Annotated in this window: 19 protein-coding genes; 9 read left to right on the top strand and 10 right to left on the bottom strand. The window is 56.9% G+C overall.

The window, feature by feature from the left end; translation table 11 throughout:
• Positions 1–630 (top strand): precorrin-3B C(17)-methyltransferase (gene cobJ / locus B3759_RS12780; RefSeq protein ID WP_291366320.1); only part of this gene is annotated, 630 nt, incomplete at its 5' end.
• On the opposite strand, the gene B3759_RS12785 is transcribed toward cobJ, so the two are convergent.
• The gene (locus B3759_RS12785; RefSeq protein WP_291366322.1) at positions 606–1355 is read right to left on the bottom strand and encodes a cobalt-precorrin-6A reductase; all 750 of its coding nucleotides are present in this window, start codon (positions 1353–1355) and stop codon (positions 606–608) included. The two genes, cobJ and B3759_RS12785, sit on opposite strands and share 25 nt — an antisense overlap.
• On the opposite strand from B3759_RS12785, the gene cbiE reads away from it, so the two are divergent.
• From cbiE to B3759_RS12815, 6 genes are all read left to right on the top strand, one after another.
• Positions 1354–2535, top strand: a complete 1182-nt coding sequence (gene cbiE / locus B3759_RS12790) for a precorrin-6y C5,15-methyltransferase (decarboxylating) subunit CbiE (protein ID WP_291366324.1) — start codon at positions 1354–1356, stop codon at positions 2533–2535. The two genes, B3759_RS12785 and cbiE, sit on opposite strands and share 2 nt — an antisense overlap.
• Entirely contained in the window at positions 2532–2900 is a 369-nt protein-coding gene (locus tag B3759_RS12795; RefSeq protein WP_291366326.1) for a cobalamin biosynthesis protein, read from the top strand. The genes cbiE and B3759_RS12795 overlap by 4 nt, the downstream gene beginning before the upstream one ends.
• Positions 2897–3685 (top strand): precorrin-4 C(11)-methyltransferase, encoded by a 789-nt coding sequence (cobM, locus tag B3759_RS12800; RefSeq protein WP_291366327.1) that lies wholly within the window; start codon positions 2897–2899, stop codon positions 3683–3685. Before B3759_RS12795 ends, cobM begins: the two co-directional genes overlap by 4 nt.
• 55 nt (positions 3686–3740) lie before the next feature.
• Entirely contained in the window at positions 3741–4514 is a 774-nt protein-coding gene (cobF, locus tag B3759_RS12805; RefSeq protein WP_291366328.1) for a precorrin-6A synthase (deacetylating), read from the top strand.
• Between the two features lie 212 nt (positions 4515–4726).
• A complete protein-coding gene (locus B3759_RS12810) occupies positions 4727–5113 on the top strand; it encodes a hypothetical protein (RefSeq protein ID WP_291366330.1) in 387 nt (128 codons plus the stop codon).
• Complete coding sequence (locus tag B3759_RS12815) at positions 5110–5814, top strand: hypothetical protein (protein ID WP_291366332.1); 705 nt, start codon at positions 5110–5112, stop codon at positions 5812–5814. Before B3759_RS12810 ends, B3759_RS12815 begins: the two co-directional genes overlap by 4 nt.
• Positions 5815–6005: 191 nt before the next feature.
• On the opposite strand, the gene B3759_RS12820 is transcribed toward B3759_RS12815, so the two are convergent.
• The 5 genes from B3759_RS12820 to zapE all read right to left on the bottom strand — a co-directional run bounded on the left by B3759_RS12820 (position 6006) and on the right by zapE (position 15026).
• Positions 6006–6938 (bottom strand): L,D-transpeptidase, encoded by a 933-nt coding sequence (locus tag B3759_RS12820; RefSeq protein WP_291366334.1) that lies wholly within the window; start codon positions 6936–6938, stop codon positions 6006–6008.
• Positions 6939–7303: 365 nt separating this feature from the next.
• The gene (gene lpdA, locus B3759_RS12825) at positions 7304–9043 is read right to left on the bottom strand and encodes a dihydrolipoyl dehydrogenase (protein ID WP_291366336.1); all 1740 of its coding nucleotides are present in this window, start codon (positions 9041–9043) and stop codon (positions 7304–7306) included.
• A 170-nt stretch (positions 9044–9213) separates the two neighbouring features.
• Positions 9214–10452 carry a 2-oxoglutarate dehydrogenase complex dihydrolipoyllysine-residue succinyltransferase gene (gene odhB / locus B3759_RS12830; RefSeq protein ID WP_291366338.1) on the bottom strand — a complete coding sequence of 413 codons (1239 nt, stop codon included), beginning with the start codon at positions 10450–10452 and terminating at the stop codon, positions 9214–9216.
• Between the two features lie 196 nt (positions 10453–10648).
• Positions 10649–13507 carry a 2-oxoglutarate dehydrogenase E1 component gene (locus B3759_RS12835; RefSeq protein WP_291366340.1) on the bottom strand — a complete coding sequence of 953 codons (2859 nt, stop codon included), beginning with the start codon at positions 13505–13507 and terminating at the stop codon, positions 10649–10651.
• A gap of 289 nt (positions 13508–13796) precedes the next feature.
• Positions 13797–15026, bottom strand: coding sequence for a cell division protein ZapE (zapE, locus tag B3759_RS12840; RefSeq protein ID WP_291366342.1), 1230 nt, complete (start codon positions 15024–15026; stop codon positions 13797–13799).
• Between the two features lie 163 nt (positions 15027–15189).
• Here zapE and B3759_RS12845 point away from each other — a divergent pair, with 163 nt between their 5' ends.
• Positions 15190–15546, top strand: coding sequence for a carboxymuconolactone decarboxylase family protein (locus B3759_RS12845; RefSeq protein WP_291366344.1), 357 nt, complete (start codon positions 15190–15192; stop codon positions 15544–15546).
• A gap of 552 nt (positions 15547–16098) precedes the next feature.
• Here the strand turns inward: B3759_RS12845 and B3759_RS12850 are convergent.
• The 3 genes from B3759_RS12850 to B3759_RS12860 all read right to left on the bottom strand — a co-directional run bounded on the left by B3759_RS12850 (position 16099) and on the right by B3759_RS12860 (position 17296).
• Positions 16099–16377 carry a hypothetical protein gene (locus B3759_RS12850; protein WP_291366346.1) on the bottom strand — a complete coding sequence of 93 codons (279 nt, stop codon included), beginning with the start codon at positions 16375–16377 and terminating at the stop codon, positions 16099–16101.
• A 344-nt stretch (positions 16378–16721) separates the two neighbouring features.
• Positions 16722–16994, bottom strand: coding sequence for a helix-turn-helix domain-containing protein (locus B3759_RS12855; RefSeq protein ID WP_291366348.1), 273 nt, complete (start codon positions 16992–16994; stop codon positions 16722–16724).
• Positions 16991–17296, bottom strand: a complete 306-nt coding sequence (locus tag B3759_RS12860) for a hypothetical protein (protein ID WP_291366350.1) — start codon at positions 17294–17296, stop codon at positions 16991–16993. Before B3759_RS12860 ends, B3759_RS12855 begins: the two co-directional genes overlap by 4 nt.
• A gap of 178 nt (positions 17297–17474) precedes the next feature.
• On the opposite strand from B3759_RS12860, the gene B3759_RS12865 reads away from it, so the two are divergent.
• On the top strand, positions 17475–18176 hold the full coding sequence (locus B3759_RS12865) for a LexA family transcriptional regulator (RefSeq protein ID WP_291366352.1): 702 nt from the start codon (positions 17475–17477) through the stop codon (positions 18174–18176).
• A 149-nt stretch (positions 18177–18325) separates the two neighbouring features.
• Here B3759_RS12865 and addA read toward each other — a convergent pair whose 3' ends face one another.
• Positions 18326–21844, bottom strand: coding sequence for a double-strand break repair helicase AddA (gene addA, locus B3759_RS12870; RefSeq protein ID WP_291366353.1), 3519 nt, complete (start codon positions 21842–21844; stop codon positions 18326–18328).
• Between the last annotated feature and the right edge of the window lie 34 nt (positions 21845–21878).

A 21878-nucleotide genomic window follows, 5' to 3' on the forward strand; every position in this document is an offset into this window, starting at 1 on the left:
ATCCCCTATGTGGCGCGCATCCCGGTACGCGAGGGGCTGACGCTGCACGCCACGGACAACCGCGTGGAACTGGAACGGGCCACCCACGCGCTTGAACTGGCGGCGGCCGGGCGCAGGGTCGTTGTCGTCTCATCCGGTGATCCCGGCGTGTTCGCCATGGCTTCGGCGGTGTTCGAAGCGGTCGAACAGTCCCCTCGCTTTGCCCATGTCGATATCCGGGTGCTGCCCGGCATCACCGCCATGCTGGCCGCCGCCGCTCGCGTCGGCGCGCCACTGGGCCATGATTTCTGCACGATCAACCTGTCGGACAATCTCAAGCCGTGGGAACTCGTCGAGCGGCGGCTGCGGCTTGCGGCGCAGGCGGGTTTCGCCATGGCCTTCTACAATCCACGCTCGGCCAGCCGCCCGCATCAACTGGTTCGTGCGCTGGAGATACTGCGTGAGGAATGTGAACCTGACCGGCTGATCATCTTCGCCCGTGCTGTCACGACACCCGAGGAACAGATCAGCGTGGTGACACTGGGCGAAGCGCGTGCCGAGATGGCCGATATGCGGACGGTGGTGCTGGTCGGAAATGAAGCAACGCGACGGGTCGGCCGATATGTCTACACGCCAAGGCGCGCGGGATGACCAAGCCACGTCATCACCTCATTGACAGTACGTGCGACAGGGCGCGGCGGCACGGCAGGTCGATCGATCAGGATTACCGGCACACCCAGCGCCCGCGCGGCATCCAGCTTCGCACGCGCGCCCAAGCCACCGGCGTTCTTCGCCACGACATGGGTGATGCCGTGCGCCTGCATCAGGGCGAGATCGCCCTCAAGGGTAAACGGTCCCTTTGCGATGACTACTGTCGCCTTGGGCAAGGGCAGGACGACGTCGGGCGGATCGACCAGACGCAACAGGTAGTCATGCTGTGGGCGCACCGCGAAGGCGTCGATCGACTGTCGACCGATGGCCAGAAAGATCTTTGCTGGCTCATCGGGCAGCGCAGCGACCGCGCCCGTGATGTCGGCAACTGCACGCCAGTCGTCGCCTTGCGCCGCCGTCCAGGGCGCACGTTCGAACGCCAGCAGCGGAATGCCGAGAGCCGCACAGGCCTCTACCGCATTCCGGCTCATCCGGGCGGCAAAAGGATGGGTGGCATCAATGACATGAGTGATTGCCGCCTCGCGAAGATAGGCGATCAGCCCCTCCACTCCGCCGAACCCACCGACCCGGACCAACAGGGGCTGGCTGGCGGGCGATGCGGTGCGTCCGGCATAGGAAAAGATGGCGTCGACGCCTGTTTCGGCCAATGTGCGCGCCATCTGGCTGGCTTCGGTGGTGCCGCCCAGCAGAAGGACACGCGTCATGGTTGAACCCTGGCTTGTGATCATCGGCATCGGTGAAGACAGCATGGCAGGTTTGTCGGCGTCATGCCAAGTCGAGCTGGCCCGTGCCGAGGTGATTTTCGGCGGGCCGCGCCATCTTGCGCTGGTGGAAGCGGACGACCGGGGCCGCGCATGGCCGGTGCCCTTCTCGGTCGATCCAGTATTGGCCGAGCGTGGGCGCAAAGTGGTAGTGCTGGCATCAGGCGATCCATTCTGGTTCGGCGCAGGCTCCTGCCTTGCCGACCGCCTCGATCCCGGCGAGTGGATTTCCCACCCCGCGCCATCGACCTTTTCTCTGGCGGCAAACCGGCTGGGCTGGCGGCTTGAACAGGTCGCCTGTCTGGGGCTGCATGCAGCGCCGTTCGAGCGGCTGAGCCCTGTGTTGCAGGCCAACGGGCGGGCGATCTGTCTGCTGCGCGATGGGCCCACTGCCGGAGATCTGGCTCAGTGGTTGATCGGCCGGGGATACGGAACTTCCACGCTCCATGTCATGGAGGCTCTGGGGGGACCACGTGAACGCATCCGCACTGTCCTTGCGGAAGATTTCGCGCTTACGGACGTCGCGGCACCGGTAGCCGTCGCCATCGCCATGTCGGGTCCGCCCGGGCTGAACCGGGCGTCGGGTCTGCCGGACAGCACCTTCCTACATGACGGGCAGATCACCAAGCGCCAGATCCGGGCCATCACGCTCTCGACCCTCGCGCCCCGCCCCCGTGAAATCCTGTGGGATATCGGGGCCGGATCGGGATCGATTTCGGTAGAATGGTGTCTGGCGGGTGGACAGGCGATCGCGATCGAACGCCGCGCCGACCGCGCCGGGAATATCCGTGCCAATGCAAAAGCTCTGGGCGTGGACCATCTTCTGCGTGTTGTGGACGGTGCAGCCCCGGACGCACTGGAAGGCCTGCCCGACCCGGATGCCGTTTTCATCGGTGGTGGTGGCAATGCGGCCCTGCTGGATCATTTATGGACCGTGCTGCCAACCGGAACGCGGATCGTCGCAAACGGCGTCACGCTGGAAACCGAAGCCCTGCTGGCCCTGTGGCATGGTCAAAAGGGCGGCGAATTGCTGCGTATCGAACTGGCGACAGCCGCCCCGCTGGGGTCAATGCGCGGATGGAGCCCGGCACGCCCCGTCGTTCAGTGGAGCGTGACACGATGAGGGTCGCAGGCTTCGGCTTCCGGCAGACCGCCAGCCTCGCATCGCTGCGTGATGCTCTGGCAGCGGCGGGTGGCGCCAAAGATATCGACGCTCTGGCCACGGTCGCGCAGAAGGCCGCATCACCCGCGCTGTTGGCGCTGGCGGAGGAAATGAGGCTACCCATCCACGCGCTGGACGCCGAAACGCTGGCGCATATCAGCACACCCACCCATTCCCATCGTGCCATGGCGCGCTACGGCACCGGCAGTGTCGCCGAAGCGTCCGCATTGGCCGCTGCCGGAACGGGCGCTTACCTGCTCACTCCTCGCGCGACTTCTGCCGACGGGATGGCCATGGCCGCGATCGCAGAAAGGAACACTCCATGACGGTTCATTTCATTGGAGCCGGACCCGGCGCGCCGGATCTCATTACCATGCGCGGGCGAGACCTGATCGCCTCCAGCCCTGTCTGCCTTTATGCTGGATCGCTGGTTCCTGCGGCGCTGCTCAACCACTGTCCGCCCGGCGTGCGCATCGTGAATACTGCGCCACTGTCGCTGGATGCGATCATCGCCGAAATCATAGCGGCGCACGAAGCCGGCCATGACGTCGCCCGGCTACATTCCGGCGATCTGTCGGTATGGTCCGCCATGGGGGAGCAACTGCGCCGCCTGCGCGAACTGGGCATTCCTTATGACGTCACGCCCGGCGTGCCGTCCTTCGCCGCCGCTGCCGCCGCCTTGGGTACGGAGCTTACCCTGCCGGGCATTGCCCAGTCGGTCGTTCTGACACGCACCTCCGGCCGGGCCACCGCCATGCCGCCGGGCGAGAATCTTGCCGCCTTCGCTGCCACAGGCGCGACGCTGGCGATCCATCTGTCCATTCATGTGCTGGGCCGCGTCCTAACCGACCTCATTCCGCATTATGGTGCCGATTGCCCTGTCGCCATCGTGTGGCGCGCAAGCTGGCCCGATCAGCGCATCGTCCGGGCCACGCTGGCGACGCTGGAGTCCGCACTGGCCAGCGAGATGGAACGCACGGCGCTGATCCTTGTCGGTCCTGCGATCGGAGCGGCGGAGTTCGGCGAAAGTCGGCTCTATGCCGGTGATTATGACCGTCGTTTCCGTCCTGTCGGCACCGCGCCCCGTTTCCCGGAACCCGAGGCTGAATGACCTACCTCGGGTGTTGGCAGGACCATGTCACATCAGGCGCATTGGCAACCAATCTGTGGGAGAGCGTTTCATGATCGATCTGGTCCTCGTCGGTATCGGCACGGGAAATCCCGAACACCTGACCCTTCAGGCCGTGCGCGAACTCAATGCTGCCGACCTGATCCTCATACCGCGCAAGGGTGAAGACAAGTCCGATCTTGCCGAACTGCGTCGGACCATCTGCGCGCAGGTGCTGACCAACCCTGCTGTTCGTATCATCGAATTTGACATGCCCCGTCGCGACGTCGCTGACCCCGACTACCGCAGAGGCGTCGCGCACTGGCACCAGGCAATCGCCCATGCGTGGAACGAAGCAATCCATGCCAACCTGCCCCAAGGCGGCACGGTCGCGCTCCTCGTCTGGGGCGACCCTGCCCTGTATGACAGCACCCTGCGGATTGCCGCTCAGCTAAGTCCGGCTCCCATGACGATCCGCAGCATTCCCGGCATTATGTCGCTGAACATGCTGGCGGCCGCCTACGCCATCCCGCTCAACGACATCGGCGCTCCATTTCTGGTCACCACCGGACGCCAGTTGCGCGACCATGGCTGGCCGCCGGGCACGGATACCGTCGTGGTCATGCTCGATGGTGACTGCTCATTCCAGCATATCCCCGCCGATGACATCAGCATCTACTGGGGCGCCTATGTCGGTATGGCAGAGCAGATTCTGCTGTCCGGCCCGCTCGCCCAAATCGGGCCGCGCATTATCGCCGTCCGAGCCGAAGCCCGTGCCCGCCACGGCTGGATCATGGACATCTATTTACTGCGACGGCACGTGGCCCGTTAGTGGTCGCTGTGTGGGGGAAGCGGAAGGTCTGCCCTGTAAAGCTTGACCCTCGAAAGCGAATATCGTAGCCTTTTTCAGCTAATAACTTATCGTAAATGACAGGCAACCATATAAATCAAGACTATCTGGCTCAATAGAAATATTTATTTTGAAGGTTTTTAATTGGCGAAGATGGTCTTTTTATAAATTTTTCAAAAACAGATGATCATTAAGTGATTAATGCCTTTTTACATCGTGTATATTTGTCTCTAGGGGCAAGGACTGCCGTACCGTTATTACTCTCTCTTGGAGTGGGTATTTTTTCAAATTTTCTAGTAACAGAAATGACTGTCAACAATAAAATAAGCTGGACATCTTTTTATGTTACCAAGTCTTTTTACCTATTATTATTTTTTTTAGTTCTAACATACTTCTTCAATAGATATCTTTTTCTGTATGAAAAAGATGTTTTGCAGTTTAAGGAAGCAGATTATTGTGTAGCTTATGCCAGAAGTCAGCTTATACCAGCGCATATTGAAGCTGCTAGATCAAAAATCGCACAAGGTGATACACAATCTTTCGAAGATGCTATGGCGCAAGTGAAAAAGATATTGAAATGAAGATTCTTGTTTCCCCTCAATTCAGTGAAAAATTAAATCTTCTCTCGGCGGATGCGTTGTCGCAAGTAAAAATTGCATTTTCACAAATTGAAAACTCAACAAAAGAGCAAATAATCAATAATCCATCCGTAATGGCCATCCCCACAAAACCGATAATATTTGTTTATAATTCAAATAATGTACAAGTTTTTATCAATTTTTTTGAAAAAGATGGGGAAGATTTCGCGCTTCTGGCAGATATAGCCATCCTGGATAGCTATGAAAGCATTAATAATCTCAACAATAGGAATAATTCCTCGTGGCAAAAGGATCCAAAGCTTAACAGTAAGATCAATCCGAAATTCAACAGCAAGATTAATCCGAAATTCAACAGTAAGATTAATCCGAAATTTAATTCAAGTATAAACCCTAAGTTTAACTCGAAAATAAATCCGAAATTCAATAACGCACTTGGATTGAAATACTTATATGACACCTCCGCAGATAGATATGGTTTTGTCATTTATGCTGATGACAATGTTTCTTTAGTTTTTGATTTTGATTTAAAATGGTCAAAATTTTCTGTTCAACATCAGGAAAACGGGTTTGTTGTTTTTTCTATAGAAGGTCAGTTTTTAGAGCATTGGGAATCTAATGGTCAGGGAGGATGGAATATATTCACCATCGAAAACAATTGGATTGGATTTGTGATTCAAAACTAACATATATTGTGGTGGCATGCATTTTCTCTTTCAAAGAAGTGCTTTCCATACCAGTTCAATGGCAATGATTTTGATATGATAACTCTAATATCACGAAATCGGGTTGGCTTTCGTTACCTTAAGATCATGATTGTATGTCTGAGAAGAGGGCGAAAGCTGCCGTTTATTTCTCCGACAGCAACTCCCGGATTTTACGACTTCTGCGCGGTCGTCAAAGGCACCGGCGCAGTCGGCTTGACCCCGGAATCCACCACCACCAATGCTTCTCCCGCGATCGGCGACGGTGTCCGGTCTTTCCTCAGAAGCGCCTTGAAGCGATCATCATAACTGGCCGCCTGTTCATACTCGACATCGAGCAGACCGTGACGGTCCATGAACACGTTGAAGGTCGCGGGAATACGCACACAACCTTCGGACGCTGGATGGCCAAGGCGGCTTTCCAGAAAATCGGGATCGGTGGCGTGCATCTCAAGACGGATATCGCCGGTTTCCCCGGACGCCAGCCAGCCTTTGACAGCGTTATGCCAACCAAAGTCCCAGACCCGCATTCCTTTTGCGCCGATACCGCGAATACCGTTCTCGTTCTTCGTGCCTTCTGCCCTGTAGCCCAGACGGTCGGCTGTATTCGGGAAAACACCTGTCGGCGTGATGTAGTAATACTTGCGACCAGTATTGCCGGTCGAAACTTTTACGCTCCCCAGAACCTGCCAGTCCGATGTATCGGGGAGCGCCAGAACAAGCGCCAGCTTCTGCACTTTCACATTGCGATCGACGACTACGACCACCTGCGCCCGCGTAATACGGAAATCCGAACGAGCGATCGTCTCCTGCGCCAGTTTGATCCAGTGCAGTTTCTGGGTCTCGCTCAACGGCAGCAGACCGGGCACTTCCTTGTGCAGGGCCACCATCAGTTTTTTCGCTTCAATGCGGGCTTCACTATCATCCAGCGAAGGCAAAGGCGGGATGACAACCGGTGTCGGCACATCATTTTCGGGCAGAGGCTCAGGCGGCGCTACAGTGTCCGCCGGAGTGCCGGGAGCAACCGGAGACTGGCAGAGAGCGGGCGAAGAACACGCAACAGAAGTCACAAGCGTCAAGGCCAGCGTTGTTCTCCAAACCTTCATCCAGCACTCTCTCCTCAATGCCTCCCGTCCGTGATCTCGCGGGACTGCTTATGCGTGTTGTTTTATCATAGGATGAGCTACATGCTACCGAAAGAAATAACAAACCTCTTTTCGCGCACCGATTGCACTGCCTATCCTTGATAGTCATTCATCATTTGGAAAAACATGGGGCAATGTAGTGATTTATGTATTTTAATTTTAAGTAAAAATGAAAATGCGCAAAATTTTTACAATATATGCTTTGTTCTTGCATGAATCGGCGAAGCAGACCGGCCTCGTCGGATACAGCAGTCTGCCACCATGCCCCCCAACAAAAAACGCCGCTGATTTCTCAGCGGCGTTTTTCTTAACCAGCCTTGCGACGATCAGATATTCAGCGAATGGCCAGTGACGCCCAGAGCCGCTTCCTTCACCGCTTCGCTCAATGTCGGATGAGCGTGGCAGACGCGGCCGATATCCTCGGAGGAAGCGCCAAACTCGATCGCCATCGTGCATTCCGCGATCAGTTCGCCAGCACCCGGACCAATGATATGCGTGCCAAGCACACGGTCGGTCTTTGCATCAGCAATCACCTTCACAAACCCGTCGGTCATGCCAATGGCGCGAGCGCGACCGTTGGCCATGAACGGGAACTTGCCGACCTTGTATTCGACGCCCTTTTCCTTGAGCTGCTCTTCCGTGAAGCCGACCGTCGCCACTTCCGGCCATGTATAGACCACACCCGGAATGGCGTCGTAATTCACATGACCCGCCTGACCAGCAAGGATTTCGGCAACAGCAACGCCCTCTTCCTCGGCCTTGTGCGCCAGCATCGGACCACGGATCACGTCGCCAATGGCGTAAACACCCGGCACATTTGTGGCGAAATGCTCATCGACTTCGATACGACCACGGTTGTCGAGAGCGATACCGGCCTCTTCAAGGCCCATGTTCTTGCTCGCCGCCGTACGACCGATGGCCAGCAGCACAACGTCAGCTTCCAGCGTTTCAGCAGCGCCGCCCTGTGAAGGCTCGACGGTCAGTTTCACGCCTTTGCCGGTTTTCTCCGCCTTGGTCACCTTGTGACCCAGCTTCATCGTCAGACCCTGCTTGATCAGGATTTTGCGGAAAGCCGCCTCGATTTCATTGTCCGTTCCCGGAACCAGACGATCGAGGAACTCGATAACCGTCACGTCCGCGCCAAGACGATGCCAGACACTGCCCAGTTCAAGGCCGATCACGCCACCGCCGATGACAACCATCTTCTTCGGCACGGCGGAGAGTTCGAGAGCGCCGGTGGAGGTGACAATCACCTTCTCATCGACATCGACACCCTTCAGGCCAGCGCTGTCGCTGCCTGCCGCAATGACAATGTGCTTTGCGGTGACCGGTTTGCCGTCAACCGTCAGACGACCGGTGCCTTCAACCTTGCCGACGCCTTTCAGCCAGGTGATGCCGTTCTTCTTGAAGAGATATTCAACGCCCTTGACGTTGGCCTCGACAATACCGGCCTTGCGCTTCTGCATCTGCGCCAGATTGAGCTTGATACCGGAGATATCGATACCGTGCGTCGCGAAATCATGCTCGGCAGCATGATAGTTTTCAGACGACTGAAGCAGCGCCTTGGACGGGATACAGCCGACATTCAGGCAGGTGCCGCCGAGTGTGGCGCGCTTTTCGACGCAGGCCACCTTGAAACCAAGCTGGGCGGCACGGATGGCGCAGATATAACCGCCCGGACCAGCGCCGATCACGACGAGATCGTAATCCGTCTCGGCTGGCGCTTCTGTCGCTGCAGGAGCCGGCTTCTTTTCAGCAGCCGGGGCAGCTTCCTTCTTTGGTGCTTCGGCAGGCTTGGAAGCAGCGGCAGGCTTCGCGGCGGCTTTCGCGCCCTCTGCCAGAATGGCCAGCACTGCGCCGACCTCGACTTCATCGCCTTCTTTGACGGCATGGGTTTCCAGCACGCCAGCAGCCGGAGCGGGGACCTCAACACTCACCTTGTCGGTTTCAAGCTCAACAACCGGCTCATCGACAGCGACCGCATCACCCGGCTGCTTGAGCCATTTGCCGACCGTGGCAGACGTCACACTCTCGCCCAACGCCGGAACCTTGATTTCGATTGCCATTTTATCCCGTCCTGATTGAATGTCGATCGACGCTGATCGTGGCGCACAAAGCCGCTTCACGTCCATCGTCTGTGTCCGCCTCTCCGTTCAGAGGCATGAAAGCTTCATCAGACAGCTTCCGGAAACAAACAGGCCCTTCCATCACGGGACGGAAGAGCCTGTGAAGCGTGTCAGAGTCCGAGCAGCAGGCTGCGTGGATCTTCAACATACTTCTTGAGAGCAACGAGGAAGCTCACAGCCTCCTTGCCGTCAACGATACGGTGGTCATAGGACAGCGCCACATACATGATCGGACGGATCTCGACCTTGCCGTTCACCGCCACCGGACGGTCAACGATGTTGTGCATGCCCAAGATACCGGACTGCGGCGCGTTCAGGATCGGCGTGGACAGCATGGAGCCGTAGATACCGCCGTTCGTGATGGAGAACGTGCCACCGGACAGATCATCAATCTTCAGTGTGCCTTCGCGGGCCGCCTTGCCGAAGCCTGCGATCTTCTTCTCGATCTCGGCGTGAGACAGGGTCTCCGCGTCTTTGATCACCGGCACGACCAGTCCGTTCGGACCGCCAACCGCGATGCCGAGATTGATGAAGTGACGGTAGATCACGTCATCGCCGTCAATCTCGGCATTGATCGCCGGGAATTCGTTGAGAGCGGCAATCGCGGCCTTTGAGAAGATCGACATGAAGCCGAGCTTCACACCGTATTTCTTCACGAAGAGATCCTGAAACTCGGCGCGCATTTCCTTCGCGGCGGTCATGTCGATCTCGTTGAACGTGGTCAGCATCGCCGCCGTGTTCTGCGCGTCCTTCAGACGCCGGGCGATCGTGCGACGCAGACGCGTCATCTTCACGCGCTCTTCACGCGGATCGTCCTTACGCGGAGGCTTCGCCGGAGCCTGAGAGCTTACTGGCGGCTGCGACAGGAAGGCCTGCACATCGCCCTTTGTGATACGACCGTCCTTACCGGAACCGGAGCCGATCTGCTGCGCGGAAACGCCCTGCTCGGTCATCATCTTGCGGGCGGCGGGGAATGCCGTTGCGGCATCGGCCTGTTCCACAGGAGCAGATTTTGTTGCCGGAGCTGGCGCGGCTTTCGCAGCGGCAGCCTTGGGGGCTTCGGCTTTCGGAGCCTGAGCCTTGGCAGGGGCAGGGGCAGGCTTGGCGGAACCACCCGGCTCCAGTGTGGTCAGAAGCGCACCGACCTCGACCTCGTCGCCTTCCTTGACGGCAGGCTGACCCAGAACACCGGCCTGTGGAGCAGGAACCTCCACAGTCACCTTGTCAGTCTCCAGCTCGGCAACGGGTTCGTCAGCCGCCACCTGCTCTCCGGCCTTCTTCAGCCATTTCGCAACAGTCGCCGTCGTGACACTCTCGCCCAGCGTCGGCACCTTGATCTCGACTGACATCTCGCTTCCCACTTTCCTTTTCGAATCGGCATGTTGCGGTTTCACTCCGTCAACACCGATCCTTCAGTTATGCCCCCAACCGGAGGTCTTCGAAACTCACGCTCCCGGCACCTGTTCATCACGTCTGCGAGACAGGCGAGGAAAAGCGTACAACCGGAACCGGGTCACCATGATGGCGACCCGATGTTTCAGACAGTCAGGACAGTCCCAGTGCGTCCTTGACCAGCGCGGCCTGTTCTGCGGCATGCGTCTTGGCCAGACCCGTCGCCGGACTTGCGGCGGCAGCACGGCCCACATAGGCCGGACGACCAACCTTGTGACCGGCCACACCCAGCGCACCCTCGATCAGACGATCAACGAAGTGCCAGCCACCGCCGTTGCGGGTTTCTTCCTGACACCACACGATCTCTTTCGCGTTCGGATAGCGCTTCAGCTCGGCGGCAAGTTCTGCTTCCGGGAACGGATAGAGTTGCTCAAGACGGATGATCGCCACTTTCTCCAGCTTCTGGTCGCGGCGTGCTTCCAGCAGGTCGTAATAGACCTTGCCCGAGCAGATGATGACGCGCTCGACGGCGTTGTCAGCCAGCGGATCGATCTCGCCGATCACCGGACGGAAGCTCGTGCCTGTCTCGAACTCAGCCAGTGTGGACACAGCCAGCTTATGACGCAGCAGGGACTTCGGTTCCATCAGCACCAGCGGCTTGCGGTAAGGCAGCTTCAGCTGACGACGCAGCGCGTGGAAGTAGTTCGCCGGCGACGTGATGTTGCAGACGAACATATTGTCTTCAGCGCAGAGCTGGAGATAGCGCTCCAGACGGGCGGAGGAGTGCTCCGGTCCCTGCCCTTCGTAACCATGCGGCAGCAGCAGCACGAGGCCGGACATACGTAGCCACTTCGTCTCGCCCGAGGCGATGAACTGGTCGATGATGACCTGCGCACCGTTGGCGAAGTCACCGAACTGCGCTTCCCACAACACGAGGTTGTTCGGGTTGTGCATGGTGTAGCCATACTCGAAGCCCAGCACCGCGAACTCGGACAGGTGCGAGTTCCAGATATCGATCTGGGACTGCCCTTCCTTGATGTGGTTCAGCATCGTGTAGGGCTGCTGATTGGTCTGGTCGATGACCACGGCATGACGCTGACTGAACGTGCCGCGCTGCACATCTTCACCCGACAGACGGATGCGATGCTTTTCCAGCAGCAGGGAGCCGAAGCCGAGAGCCTCGCCGGTCGCCCAGTCGATGCCTTCGCCGGTCTCGATGGCTTTCGCCTTGGCCTTCATCTGGCGAGCGATCTTGCTGTTGAGATCGAACCCTTCCGGCACTTTCGTGATGGCGGCGCCGATTTCCGTCAGCACGTCTTTCGACACACCGGTCTCGACCTTAGTGACCTCACCTGCCTTCGGGGGAGCCTGCAGACCCGCCCAGTTGCTTTCCAGCCAGTCCGCCTTGTTCACCTTGTAGGACTGCGCGGCCTTGAAGTCTTCGTCCAGCTTCGCGTGGAACGCATCCCACTGGGCCTTCACTTCATCTTCCGTCAGCACGCCTGCTTTCACCAGATGATTGGCGTAAACAGTATGCGGCGTCTCATGACCGGCGATGGCCTTGTACATCACGGGCTGCGTGAAGGCCGGCTCGTCGGTCTCGTTATGGCCGTGACGACGATAGCAGACGATGTCGAGAATGATGTCGCTGGCGAATTTCTGGCGGTAATCAGCGGCCAGACGCGAAGCATAGACCACAGCCTCCGCATTATCGCCGTTGATGTGCAGCACGGGCGCTTCGATGGCCTTGGCCATGTCGGAACCATAGATGCCGGAATGACCATTCACCGGATTGGTCGTGAAGCCGATCTGGTTATTCACGATCATATGGATTGAACCACCCGTGCGGTAACCGGCGAGCTGAGACATGGACAGCGTCTCATAGACCACACCCTGACCGGCGAAGGCCGCGTCACCGTGGATCTGGATCGCCATGTGCGACAGACGCTTCTCGGTGTCACCATCGTCATCCTGCGCGGCGCGGACCTTGCCGCAGACCACAGGATCAACAGCTTCAAGATGCGAGGGGTTCGGCTGAAGCGAGATATGAACGGCATGACCACCGATCTCGACATCCGTGGAGGAGCCAAGGTGGTATTTCACGTCACCGGAACCGGCCACGTTGTCAGGCTTGAAGGAGCCGCCGCCGAACTCGTTGAAGATCGCGACGTAGGGCTTGCGGACGACGTTCACCAACGTGTTCAGACGACCGCGATGCGCCATACCGATGGCGACTGATTTCACGCCCTGCTGCGCGACCTGATCGATCACGGCATGCAGCGCCGGGATGGAGACTTCACCACCTTCGAGACCGAAGCGCTTCGCGCCGACATACCGCTTCTGGCAGAAGGACTCGAACCCTTCGGCTTCCGTCAGGTTCTTGAGGATCGACTTCTGCTCATCGACCGTGACGCTGCTGGGCCAGTTGTCGCCTTCCAGACGGGAACGGAACCACTCGCGCTGTTCTTCGGAGCGTGCATACATGTATTCCGCACCGATCGCGCCGCAATAGACCTGACGCAGGGCCGCCACGACTTCCTTGACGCTGGCCGTCTCGCGGCCCGGCAGGATCGGAGACAGCAGCTTGCCAATATAGACCGGACGATCGAGATCCTTTGGGCCAAAGCCGTAGGTCGCAGGGTCAAGCTCGACGGTTGGGGCCGGAACTTTCAGACCCAGCGGATCGGTCTGCGCTTCCAGATGACCAAACTCACGGAATGCCCGGATCAGCTGTGCAATGGCGAGGCTGTCTGTCGCAGCCAGACCGGCACCCTTGCCGCCAGCAGGAGCCGGAGCGGGCTCGTCACCCGTGATGATGGATTTGCGCGGCGCCCAGGAGGCCCCGGAGGCGTCCTGAAGGATGGAAGCCGTTTCATCGTCCATTGAGCCGAACAGGTCGGCGAAGGACGGGTCGACGCTCTTCGGGTCTTCGGCCCATCGTGCGTACAGATCGGCCACGTAAGCAATATTGCTTCCGCTCAGTGCCGTCGTAAGAAGATCGCTGCCCGCCATTTTCAGAACGCTCCTGTGTTTCTTCTCAAGCTCGCGGAGGTGGGACTGTGTGTCACCTCCCCAAACCGGTCGATAGGCCGTTTCGACATGACTGTTACGTCCAAAGCTGAAGAACTGGTCACCTGACCGCAGGAAAGCGACTTCAGACGGGACGAGTGCGTCTCTGCAAACATATCCATGGCCTGAGTGTCTCCATTCCGCGACCGGATGACCCGGCCATACCCGGTCCGGCCGGGTTACTGCGGAATTTGCTAGACCGCTGAAAAAGACACGACAAGCCGTCGGGCTGTCACGGTCTGGAGAGGACTCCCCCCGGACCGTGAGCACGGGCCAGCCAGCTCTCGCTGCTCATCTCCATAAGGCGGGACGCCGTGCGGGCGAATGCATCCGCGCCCTCCCCTGACGGGAACAGGTTATCCGGGGAGTCGTCGGCGGAGACGAACAGCAAATTGCCGTTGTCATACAAGGCATCGATCAATGTGATGAAGCGTCTGGCGACGTTCGCATCGTCGGGTCCAAGCGATGGAATGTCGTCCATCACAATAACGGGAAATTTCTTGGCGATTGCCAAATAATCATTTGGTCCCAGCGGTCTGCTACACAGAGAAGTGAAATCGAAACGGGCAACCGGACCTTGTGCGTGGTCGACCGGCAGAGTCCGTCCGCTGAATTCCAGCGTCACCTTTTCCACCGGATGGCCTTCACCATAACGGGCTACAATCTTGTCGAGACGCCGTCTGGCCGTCTCGTCAGCCGGGACGATCCATGTCGTATCGTCCTGATCGCGTCCACGGCGGTAATCGGTTTCCGAATCCAGCACTTCGGTGTCCAGATGACGCTGGATAATGGCGATAAACGGCTTGAAGGCGTCTGCGCCGGGACGATTCTGGAACAGATCGCCGGGCACGGTATTCGAGGTGGCGACGATGATGACCTTTGCCGCAAACAGTGCCTCAAACAGACGCCCCAGAATCATGGCGTCGGCGATGTCATTGATCTGGAACTCATCGAAACAGAGCAGAGTCGCATCCTGAGCGATGGTCTGGGCCAGCGGCGGGATCGGATCGCTCATCCCCGGATTGGCTTCCTTGAGCGCCCGGAGCCGCTGATGCACTTCCTGCATGAAGGTCAGGAAGTGGATCCGCTGCTTCTTCTCGATCGTAACACAGGAAAAGAACAGATCCATCAGCATCGTCTTGCCGCGACCAACGCGACCAACGATGTACACCCCGCGTGGAATACCGTCATCGACGCGTTCGTCTGTCCGGTTCAGCAGTTCCGGCAGTTTGCTGACGAGTTTCGAGAACAGGCCTTTCCGCTCTTCCTGAGGTCTGACAGGAGCAGGGCGGTACGCTTCCAGTTCGACCCACAGGCGGTCGAGGCGTCTGGCGACTCGTTCCTGATCCGGATCGCGCCGCAGGGCGCCGCTGGCGACACGCTCTTCATACAGCGCAAATGGACCTGCAGCCTGAGATTGACCTGGAGTCCGGGACTGGGCGGAAAGGGGCTGTCTGTTCATGGTATTCATGCTTCTGCCGATAGCGAGGCCTGCTGTGACCAGCAAGAGAGAGGCAATAGGCCACACTCGCTCGTGACACCATACTCACGCGGTGGTGAAGAGGCGACTTCCGGACATCGTCCTATCGTGAAGCGCTTTCACCCCAAACAGAGGAGTTCAGGACATGACGGACTGGAGTGACTGGAATGAACGACGCGAGCATCTGGGCAAGGCGATCGGCGCCTACAGTTCTGTCGCGCCTGATACTGTCTCGAGCATTCTGGCCCTGAACGGCGCGAGCGCAAAGAGCGGTCACCTCGACGCAAAGACGCGGGAACTGATTGCACTGGCAGTCGCCGCAACGACCCGCTGTGACGGCTGCATCACCATTCATGCTGCGGAAGCCGTAAAGGCCGGCGCGACCCGCGAGGAAATCGGGGAAGCACTCAGTGTCGCCATTGCCTTGAATGCTGGAGCGGCGCTTGTTTACTCGACCCGTATCATGGATGCGTTTGACGCTGCGAAAAAAGCTGACGGCTGATTACCGATCGGCATTACGGGCCTGAGCATTTCTCAGGCCCTTTTTTCCATGTAAAGAGAGAGGGCCAAAAAGCGGAATGATTGCTTCCATGACAATCACCCTTTTTACATCTGGGATTTCTTAAATCGTGCAATAAAGAACATGAGAACAAGAAACAAAACGATCAATAAATCTCTTGAAATATCAAGGTAAGAAAGCGGCGTTATCAGATTCAGAGTCAGACAAAAGAAACCCAAAGACATACAAAAAGAATATAATATGCCAACAACAAAGAATAATTTAAAGCGCCCGTCCGCCTTCAAAAGTCCGAACGGAAATATCAGAAAAACTATCGCCATTGCAGAAAACAGAACCTTATCCTGCTTCTGAAAATTCTCATACGTCATGATGCTAAAGACAAGAATCAATTCAGAAATTACGAACAGGTATAGAGAATATTTTTCTATTTTCGTCAGCACACACTCTCTCCAATAGAAAAACAATTCCTGTTTTTAAAAATCCAATATCGGGTCCTGTATATTCAACATATACAGGACCCAAAAACCCTACCTGCTATCTGGCTAAACTGTTTCTATAATATTCCTCTTCCTGTCCCGGAGGCGGTGGTGGAATAAATGCCCATTTTGCAAGATAACTTGCTCCCGTGACCAGCGCCGTTCCTGCGGCCGCAATCCCGGCAGCCGCCCCTGCTCCCGCCGCTGTTGTGGCAATAAAGGGAGCCGCCGCAACGGCAGCTGTTCCAATAATGCCATATACAGCTGCCTGTCCTGCCAATGATGCGTTTACACCACCGGCAATTTCATCAAAGTATTCCGGATCCAACTCTATCATACCCGTTTTTTCACAGAAAAGCTGAGTCATTCTGCAACTCCACAATGTATCATGGGTAGAATATACATATCCTTCAGAAACCATATATGATAACGATTATCAATTGCAATAAAAAAGCGGTTTATAATGTTTCCATACGGCGACCGGAAATGCGGCTGAAGATGGAAGAGAGATCTTTACACCTATTTCTGCGGAATGTTGAAAAGATTGAATGCAATTTGAGGCACAGCCTATAAATACCTCACCAAAGCTGCATGTTCAGTATCACACGCATGAACACTATTAAAGCGTAATAAAAATTACTTAAATTGTATATTTTAACAAAAAAAACTATCGTACGTTATTCAATGAATATGCCGCCTACCATGCAAACTTATGGCTCCCATGCTGATAATGTTTCCCGGAGGAAGGGGATCATTACCCTGCGCAATGCGACGCTGGCTGACTATAGCAGCAAGATGTTCCGCCCGTGCGCGCATCAGAATCCGATGGACATAGGACCGTGAAGCGCCAATCTGTTCAGAAATGGCACGAATGCTCTTTCCTTTTGCGTAAAGCGCCCTGGCTGCCTTTCCCAGATCTTCCGCACGCTCAGCTTCAAACTTCCTGACCATCATGCATAACTCCCTGAGAGAGGAAATCCTTCAAATGGGAACTTCACTTCCATGTCCGTCAATTTCCGCAGCAGTGCATCCATCGCAGTTTCCGCCACTTCCAGCGTTACAGCCGTGGGTTGCGGCCCGGAAACAGCCATCTGCGTGCAACACTGCGCTCGATGACGCAATTCACTCAGCAACTCTTTCTGCTCATTTGAAAGAGCCGAAATCATGACATTCCACTCCTGATCACTCATACGAATGGGATTTGGTCCACTGTATAAGCGTGAATGGGCTTGTTTTTTACGATCAACCTGTGACATACATCATCCATTGAGTAAGGATTTTTGCCAATTCTGGTCTTTTGCAAGTTTTTAACGATCTTTCAATCGTCCCTTCGGAGAAGAATATGAGCCATTTAACTCATATAAGCAAGCAAAAAACCTCGTTGGATGAGTGTTATTATAGAGACACTTTCTCAGCACGAAATCGCACTGTGTAATGGCGGAAGAAAAGAAAAACTCCCGTCGCCGCCGCGGTCCTTCCCTGAAGGAGGCTCCAGATCCTTCAACGCGTGAAGGGAGACTGACGCAGGCTATCCAGCGTTACGGTTCTGCACGACAATTACATCTCGCCACTGGCATTTCCGAGTCCATGATCGGAAAGTATCAAAAGCCAGGAGCAGACTGGAAGCCTTCAAAAATTGAGGAAATATCCAGAGAACTTGGCGTCTCAGTCGAATGGCTTTGGACGGGAGAGACCAAACTCTCCTCTTCCGTTGCCGTCGTTTATTACGATGCCAGAGCTTCAGCCGGTTTTGGTCGTACCTGTGAGGAAAGTGTGGGACACCCCATACAGTTTCCCCGATCCTTTCTGACGGATGAATTAGGCCTGCAACCTTCCGGCCTGATCATGATCACGGCTGACGGTGATTCCATGCTCCCAACCATCCACAGTGGTGATCGCCTGCTGGTTGATACCCAGCCTTCCACAAGGATCGAAGGGGTTTATGCTGTCGTGATGCATGGTGGCCTGTTCGTAAAAAGGATTTCCCGAACAGCTAACGGAGATTTTCTCGTTCAGTCCGACAATCCGGCGTATCAATCAGCAACTTTTCCAGCTGATCAGGTCAGCCTTGGCTCACCTGACGGGCACGCCATGACCATTATTGGACGCGTTGTCTGGACAATGCAGCGGGTTTGAACAAACTGGATATAGAAGACGTTTTGGAGAGTGTTTTTCAGAAAACTTCTGAAATTCTATATAATCAAAATGGAACGGATCTCCTTGGAGCTTTTCCACACAAAGGGATACAATCCCTTTGATTTCTTCAGGTTTTCAGAACACCAATTTTATCCGGGCCTATATTCCTCCAAGAGTCCTCCGGGCAATACAGTCACCGTTGGCACCTCCGTCCAGACCAGACAACATTCTACAGCGCGTCCCGGATAGAGCGCCTGCAGAAGAGCGCGATACGCCGCCATCTGCCGCAGATACATTACCGGCGTACGCTCCACGGATGAAGGAGGACGACGATTGGTTTTAAAATCGCAGACCAGCACACGATCGGGCAATACAACCATGCGATCGACCTGACCAACAATCACAGTCTCCCCGACAACACCCGCCAGTCTCTGTTCCGCACGACTGCCTTCTGCAAACAATGGTGCCAGAAAAGGTGATTCCATCACTTCAATGACACGCGCGACCAGTCGAGCAGCTTCCTGCTCATCCAACTGATTGCCGGGCTGAAGAAGCCAGTTATAGCCAACATCTGTCCGATCCGCTTCCGGTCTGTCAGGCAAAAACTGAAGCAACGCATGAACAAGCGTGCCCCGGCGAAAAGCCGCTTCTCGTGCTGCATTCGGAGTCAGCGCCGCAATATCCAACGGAGAACGCGTGGAAGGCTGTTCGCCAAACGGTGCGTCATCCGGACGGCTTGGCGACAGTGGCCGGGCTAGCGCAGATTCCGCAGGCGGTGGCGTGGGTGTCCAGTCAGGCGCATGTCCTGCCCATGCCGGCAGTGGGGCTGACGGTGGCAACACTGTTTCAGCGTGTGTTGTTCGGCTGACTGTCGCAGTCTCCTGCAGAACGAGGCGTTCCCCCTCCCAACCAAGATCGAACGGCTCGGATACGGCCCCAGCCGCAGTGAAACCATCCACGCACCGGGCGTACCAGCTTTCATCACTGAGCGCGCGTCCTGTCTCCCAGCCACAGACCACCAGCCTATCGCTGGCGCGGGTCAGAGCGACATAGAGCAGACGGTTATATTCTTCCGCTGCCTGCTCACGAAGTTTCTCACGGACGGCTTTTGTCACCTCGGTGGCAGTGTCAGTCCGAGGCACGAATACCGGCAGGCTCGAATCACTTCCCTTCGCTGGGAGCCAGAGAAGCCGACTGTCGGAACGGGGCGTTCCGATCGTATCGGGAAGAATGACCAATCGCGCCTGCAATCCTTTCGAACCGTGTGCAGTCATCACACGCACGGCGTTTCCTGTCGCCTCAGCTTCCCGCTTGACGCTTTCATTGGAGTTACGAAGCCAGTGCAGGAATCCTTGCAGAGAATGTGCGTGGTTTTCTTCATAACGCAGCGCGGCGGAAAGAAGTTCGTCAATCGGTTCGGCAGCTTCCGGACCAAGACGCGCAAGAATACGGGCGCGACCACCATGTACACCCAACGCCTCGGACAACAGCGTGTAAGGCGAGGCATAATCCACTCGACGAAACAGGGCCGACAGGTAATTCCATGCCGCCGACCAGTCCGGACGCTCGGCGTGACGTTCACGCAGCACGGTCCAGAGCGGTTCGCCGTCCCGGTCCATGGCCAGCGCCATCAGGCTATCATCGCTGAGACCACCGAGCGGCGACGTCAGCACGCAGGCCAGTGTCAGATTGTCCTGTGGCAGAAGTAGAGCGTCACACAGCGCCATCAGATCCTGCACCACTGTCTGGTCGGCAAGACCTGTCCGCACGAGCGTCGCCACCGGCACGTCAGCGGTTTTGAGCGCACGGATCAGCGCTCTTACAAAAGCGGAACGACGGGGCACAAGAATCAGAACATCACCCGGCGTCAGCTGCGTTTCTCCCGGTGCAGGAGGTTGCAACAACTGTGCAGCAATCCAGCGGGCCAACGTATCCGCAAGGCGCTGCTGTGGTGAAATCTGCCCCACATTCTTGCGAGTTGCGGCCCACGGATCGGGTTCCTCAGCATCCTCCTCACCCTCGAGGGCGCGGGGCACAAGCGGCCAGAGTTCGACACGTCCCCCTTGTCCCGGCCGTGCGGATTCATGGCGCGGCATCGCCTGACCCGGTTCGCTGACGCCTCGCGCTGCAAGCGGATGACTGAAGACTGCATCGACAAGAGTCAAAACTGGTGCAGTAGAACGGAACGAAACGGTGAGTTGAGGTTCCCGCCAGAGCGCCTCAGCATTCCGCGCACGTTTTTCGAAAGTCTGCCGCCATTCACGGAAAGCTTCCGGATCAGCACCCTGGAATCCATAGATCGACTGCTTGTAATCGCCCACGGCGAAGACTGTGCGCGGCCCCAAATTTTCGTCGTGCGCACCAACGCCGGAAAAGAATTCTTCTGTCAGATCACCGGCAATACGCCACTGCTCTCGGGAAGTGTCCTGCACCTCATCAAGAAGAAGATGGTCGATACCGCCATCAAGTTTGTAAAGAACCCATGCCGCACCAGGATCACGAAGTAAGCCAAGCGTACGGAGAATGAGGTCATCATACTCCACCTGTCCCCGTAATGCCTTGCCGGTGCTGTAGGTTTCCAGAACCGGAGCCGCCGTGCGCAGCAGCGCAAGCGTCAGATTGGCGAGGGTAATAGCGCGACGTGTTTCCTCAACAGCGAGAATACGTTTGCCTTCTTCCTGAACACGCTCGACGGTCTTTTCATGGTTCTTGGCATATTTTTCACTGGTGCCAGCATGTTTTCGAAGTTCACCTTTTCCGGTCAGGAAGAACCCCTGCCACTCTGACCATGCCGCAGCACGCTCCGGTGGATAGTGCGACAGCCAGTCCAACATCGCCGCAGCACGCTTCTGTGCTGTCGCCGGTGCCGTTTCCTGCATCGTTTTCAGTGCTTCGCGCAGCGTATCCTCGTCCGGAATATCCACGCACGCCGCCAGAACCGGATCTCCATCAGGAACCGCTTTCACGCCCAAAACCCTAAGCAGCTTTGCCCGCAAGGTTTCCCGATCCGTGCGCGCAAGTTTCAGCGCCTCATGACTCTGGGCGCTGAAACGGAGTTCGGTCAGCAGACCCAGCAGATCCACGAGTGAAATCTGCGCGGCCAAAGGCTCCACCAGACTGGCAGGAAGACGTCCCAGTTCGGCCTCCGTCGCCTCCGACAAAGCCAGTGACGCGTCTGTATCTTCCATCAGCGTAAAATGCGGATTGGTCTCTGCTTCCAATGGAAAACGACGCAGTAGAGACTGACAGAAAGCGTGAATCGTGCCGATCCGCATGCCGCCCGGCAGATCAAGCACGCGGGCGAACAGCGCACGCGCTTCCGCACGGGCCGAAAGCGGAACACTCAGTCTGCCAAGCGCCTGATCCAGTTTGTCATCCGGCAACGTGACCCACTCACCGAGCGTACGCTGAAGGCGGATCGCCATTTCCGCAGCAGCAGCCTTGGTGAATGTCAAACAGAGGATGCGCCCCGGCCATGTGCCGGGAATAAGCGGTCCGGTCGGATCGTGCGGGTTCTGACGCGGCAGCATCAGACGCAACAGACGGTCGATGAGCAGTTTGGTCTTGCCGCTGCCTGCGGACGCCGACACGAACACGGACGCATTCGGATCAGACGCCGCGTTCTGCTGTTCGTTGGCGAGGTCGATGGCGCTGGTGGGGAGTGTCATGCCGACAACCTTGTGTGTGCTTCCAAGGGCGCTG

Origin of the sequence: Acetobacter sp. UBA5411 (assembly GCF_002409645.1) — a bacterium.
GTDB lineage: Bacteria > Pseudomonadota > Alphaproteobacteria > Acetobacterales > Acetobacteraceae > Acetobacter.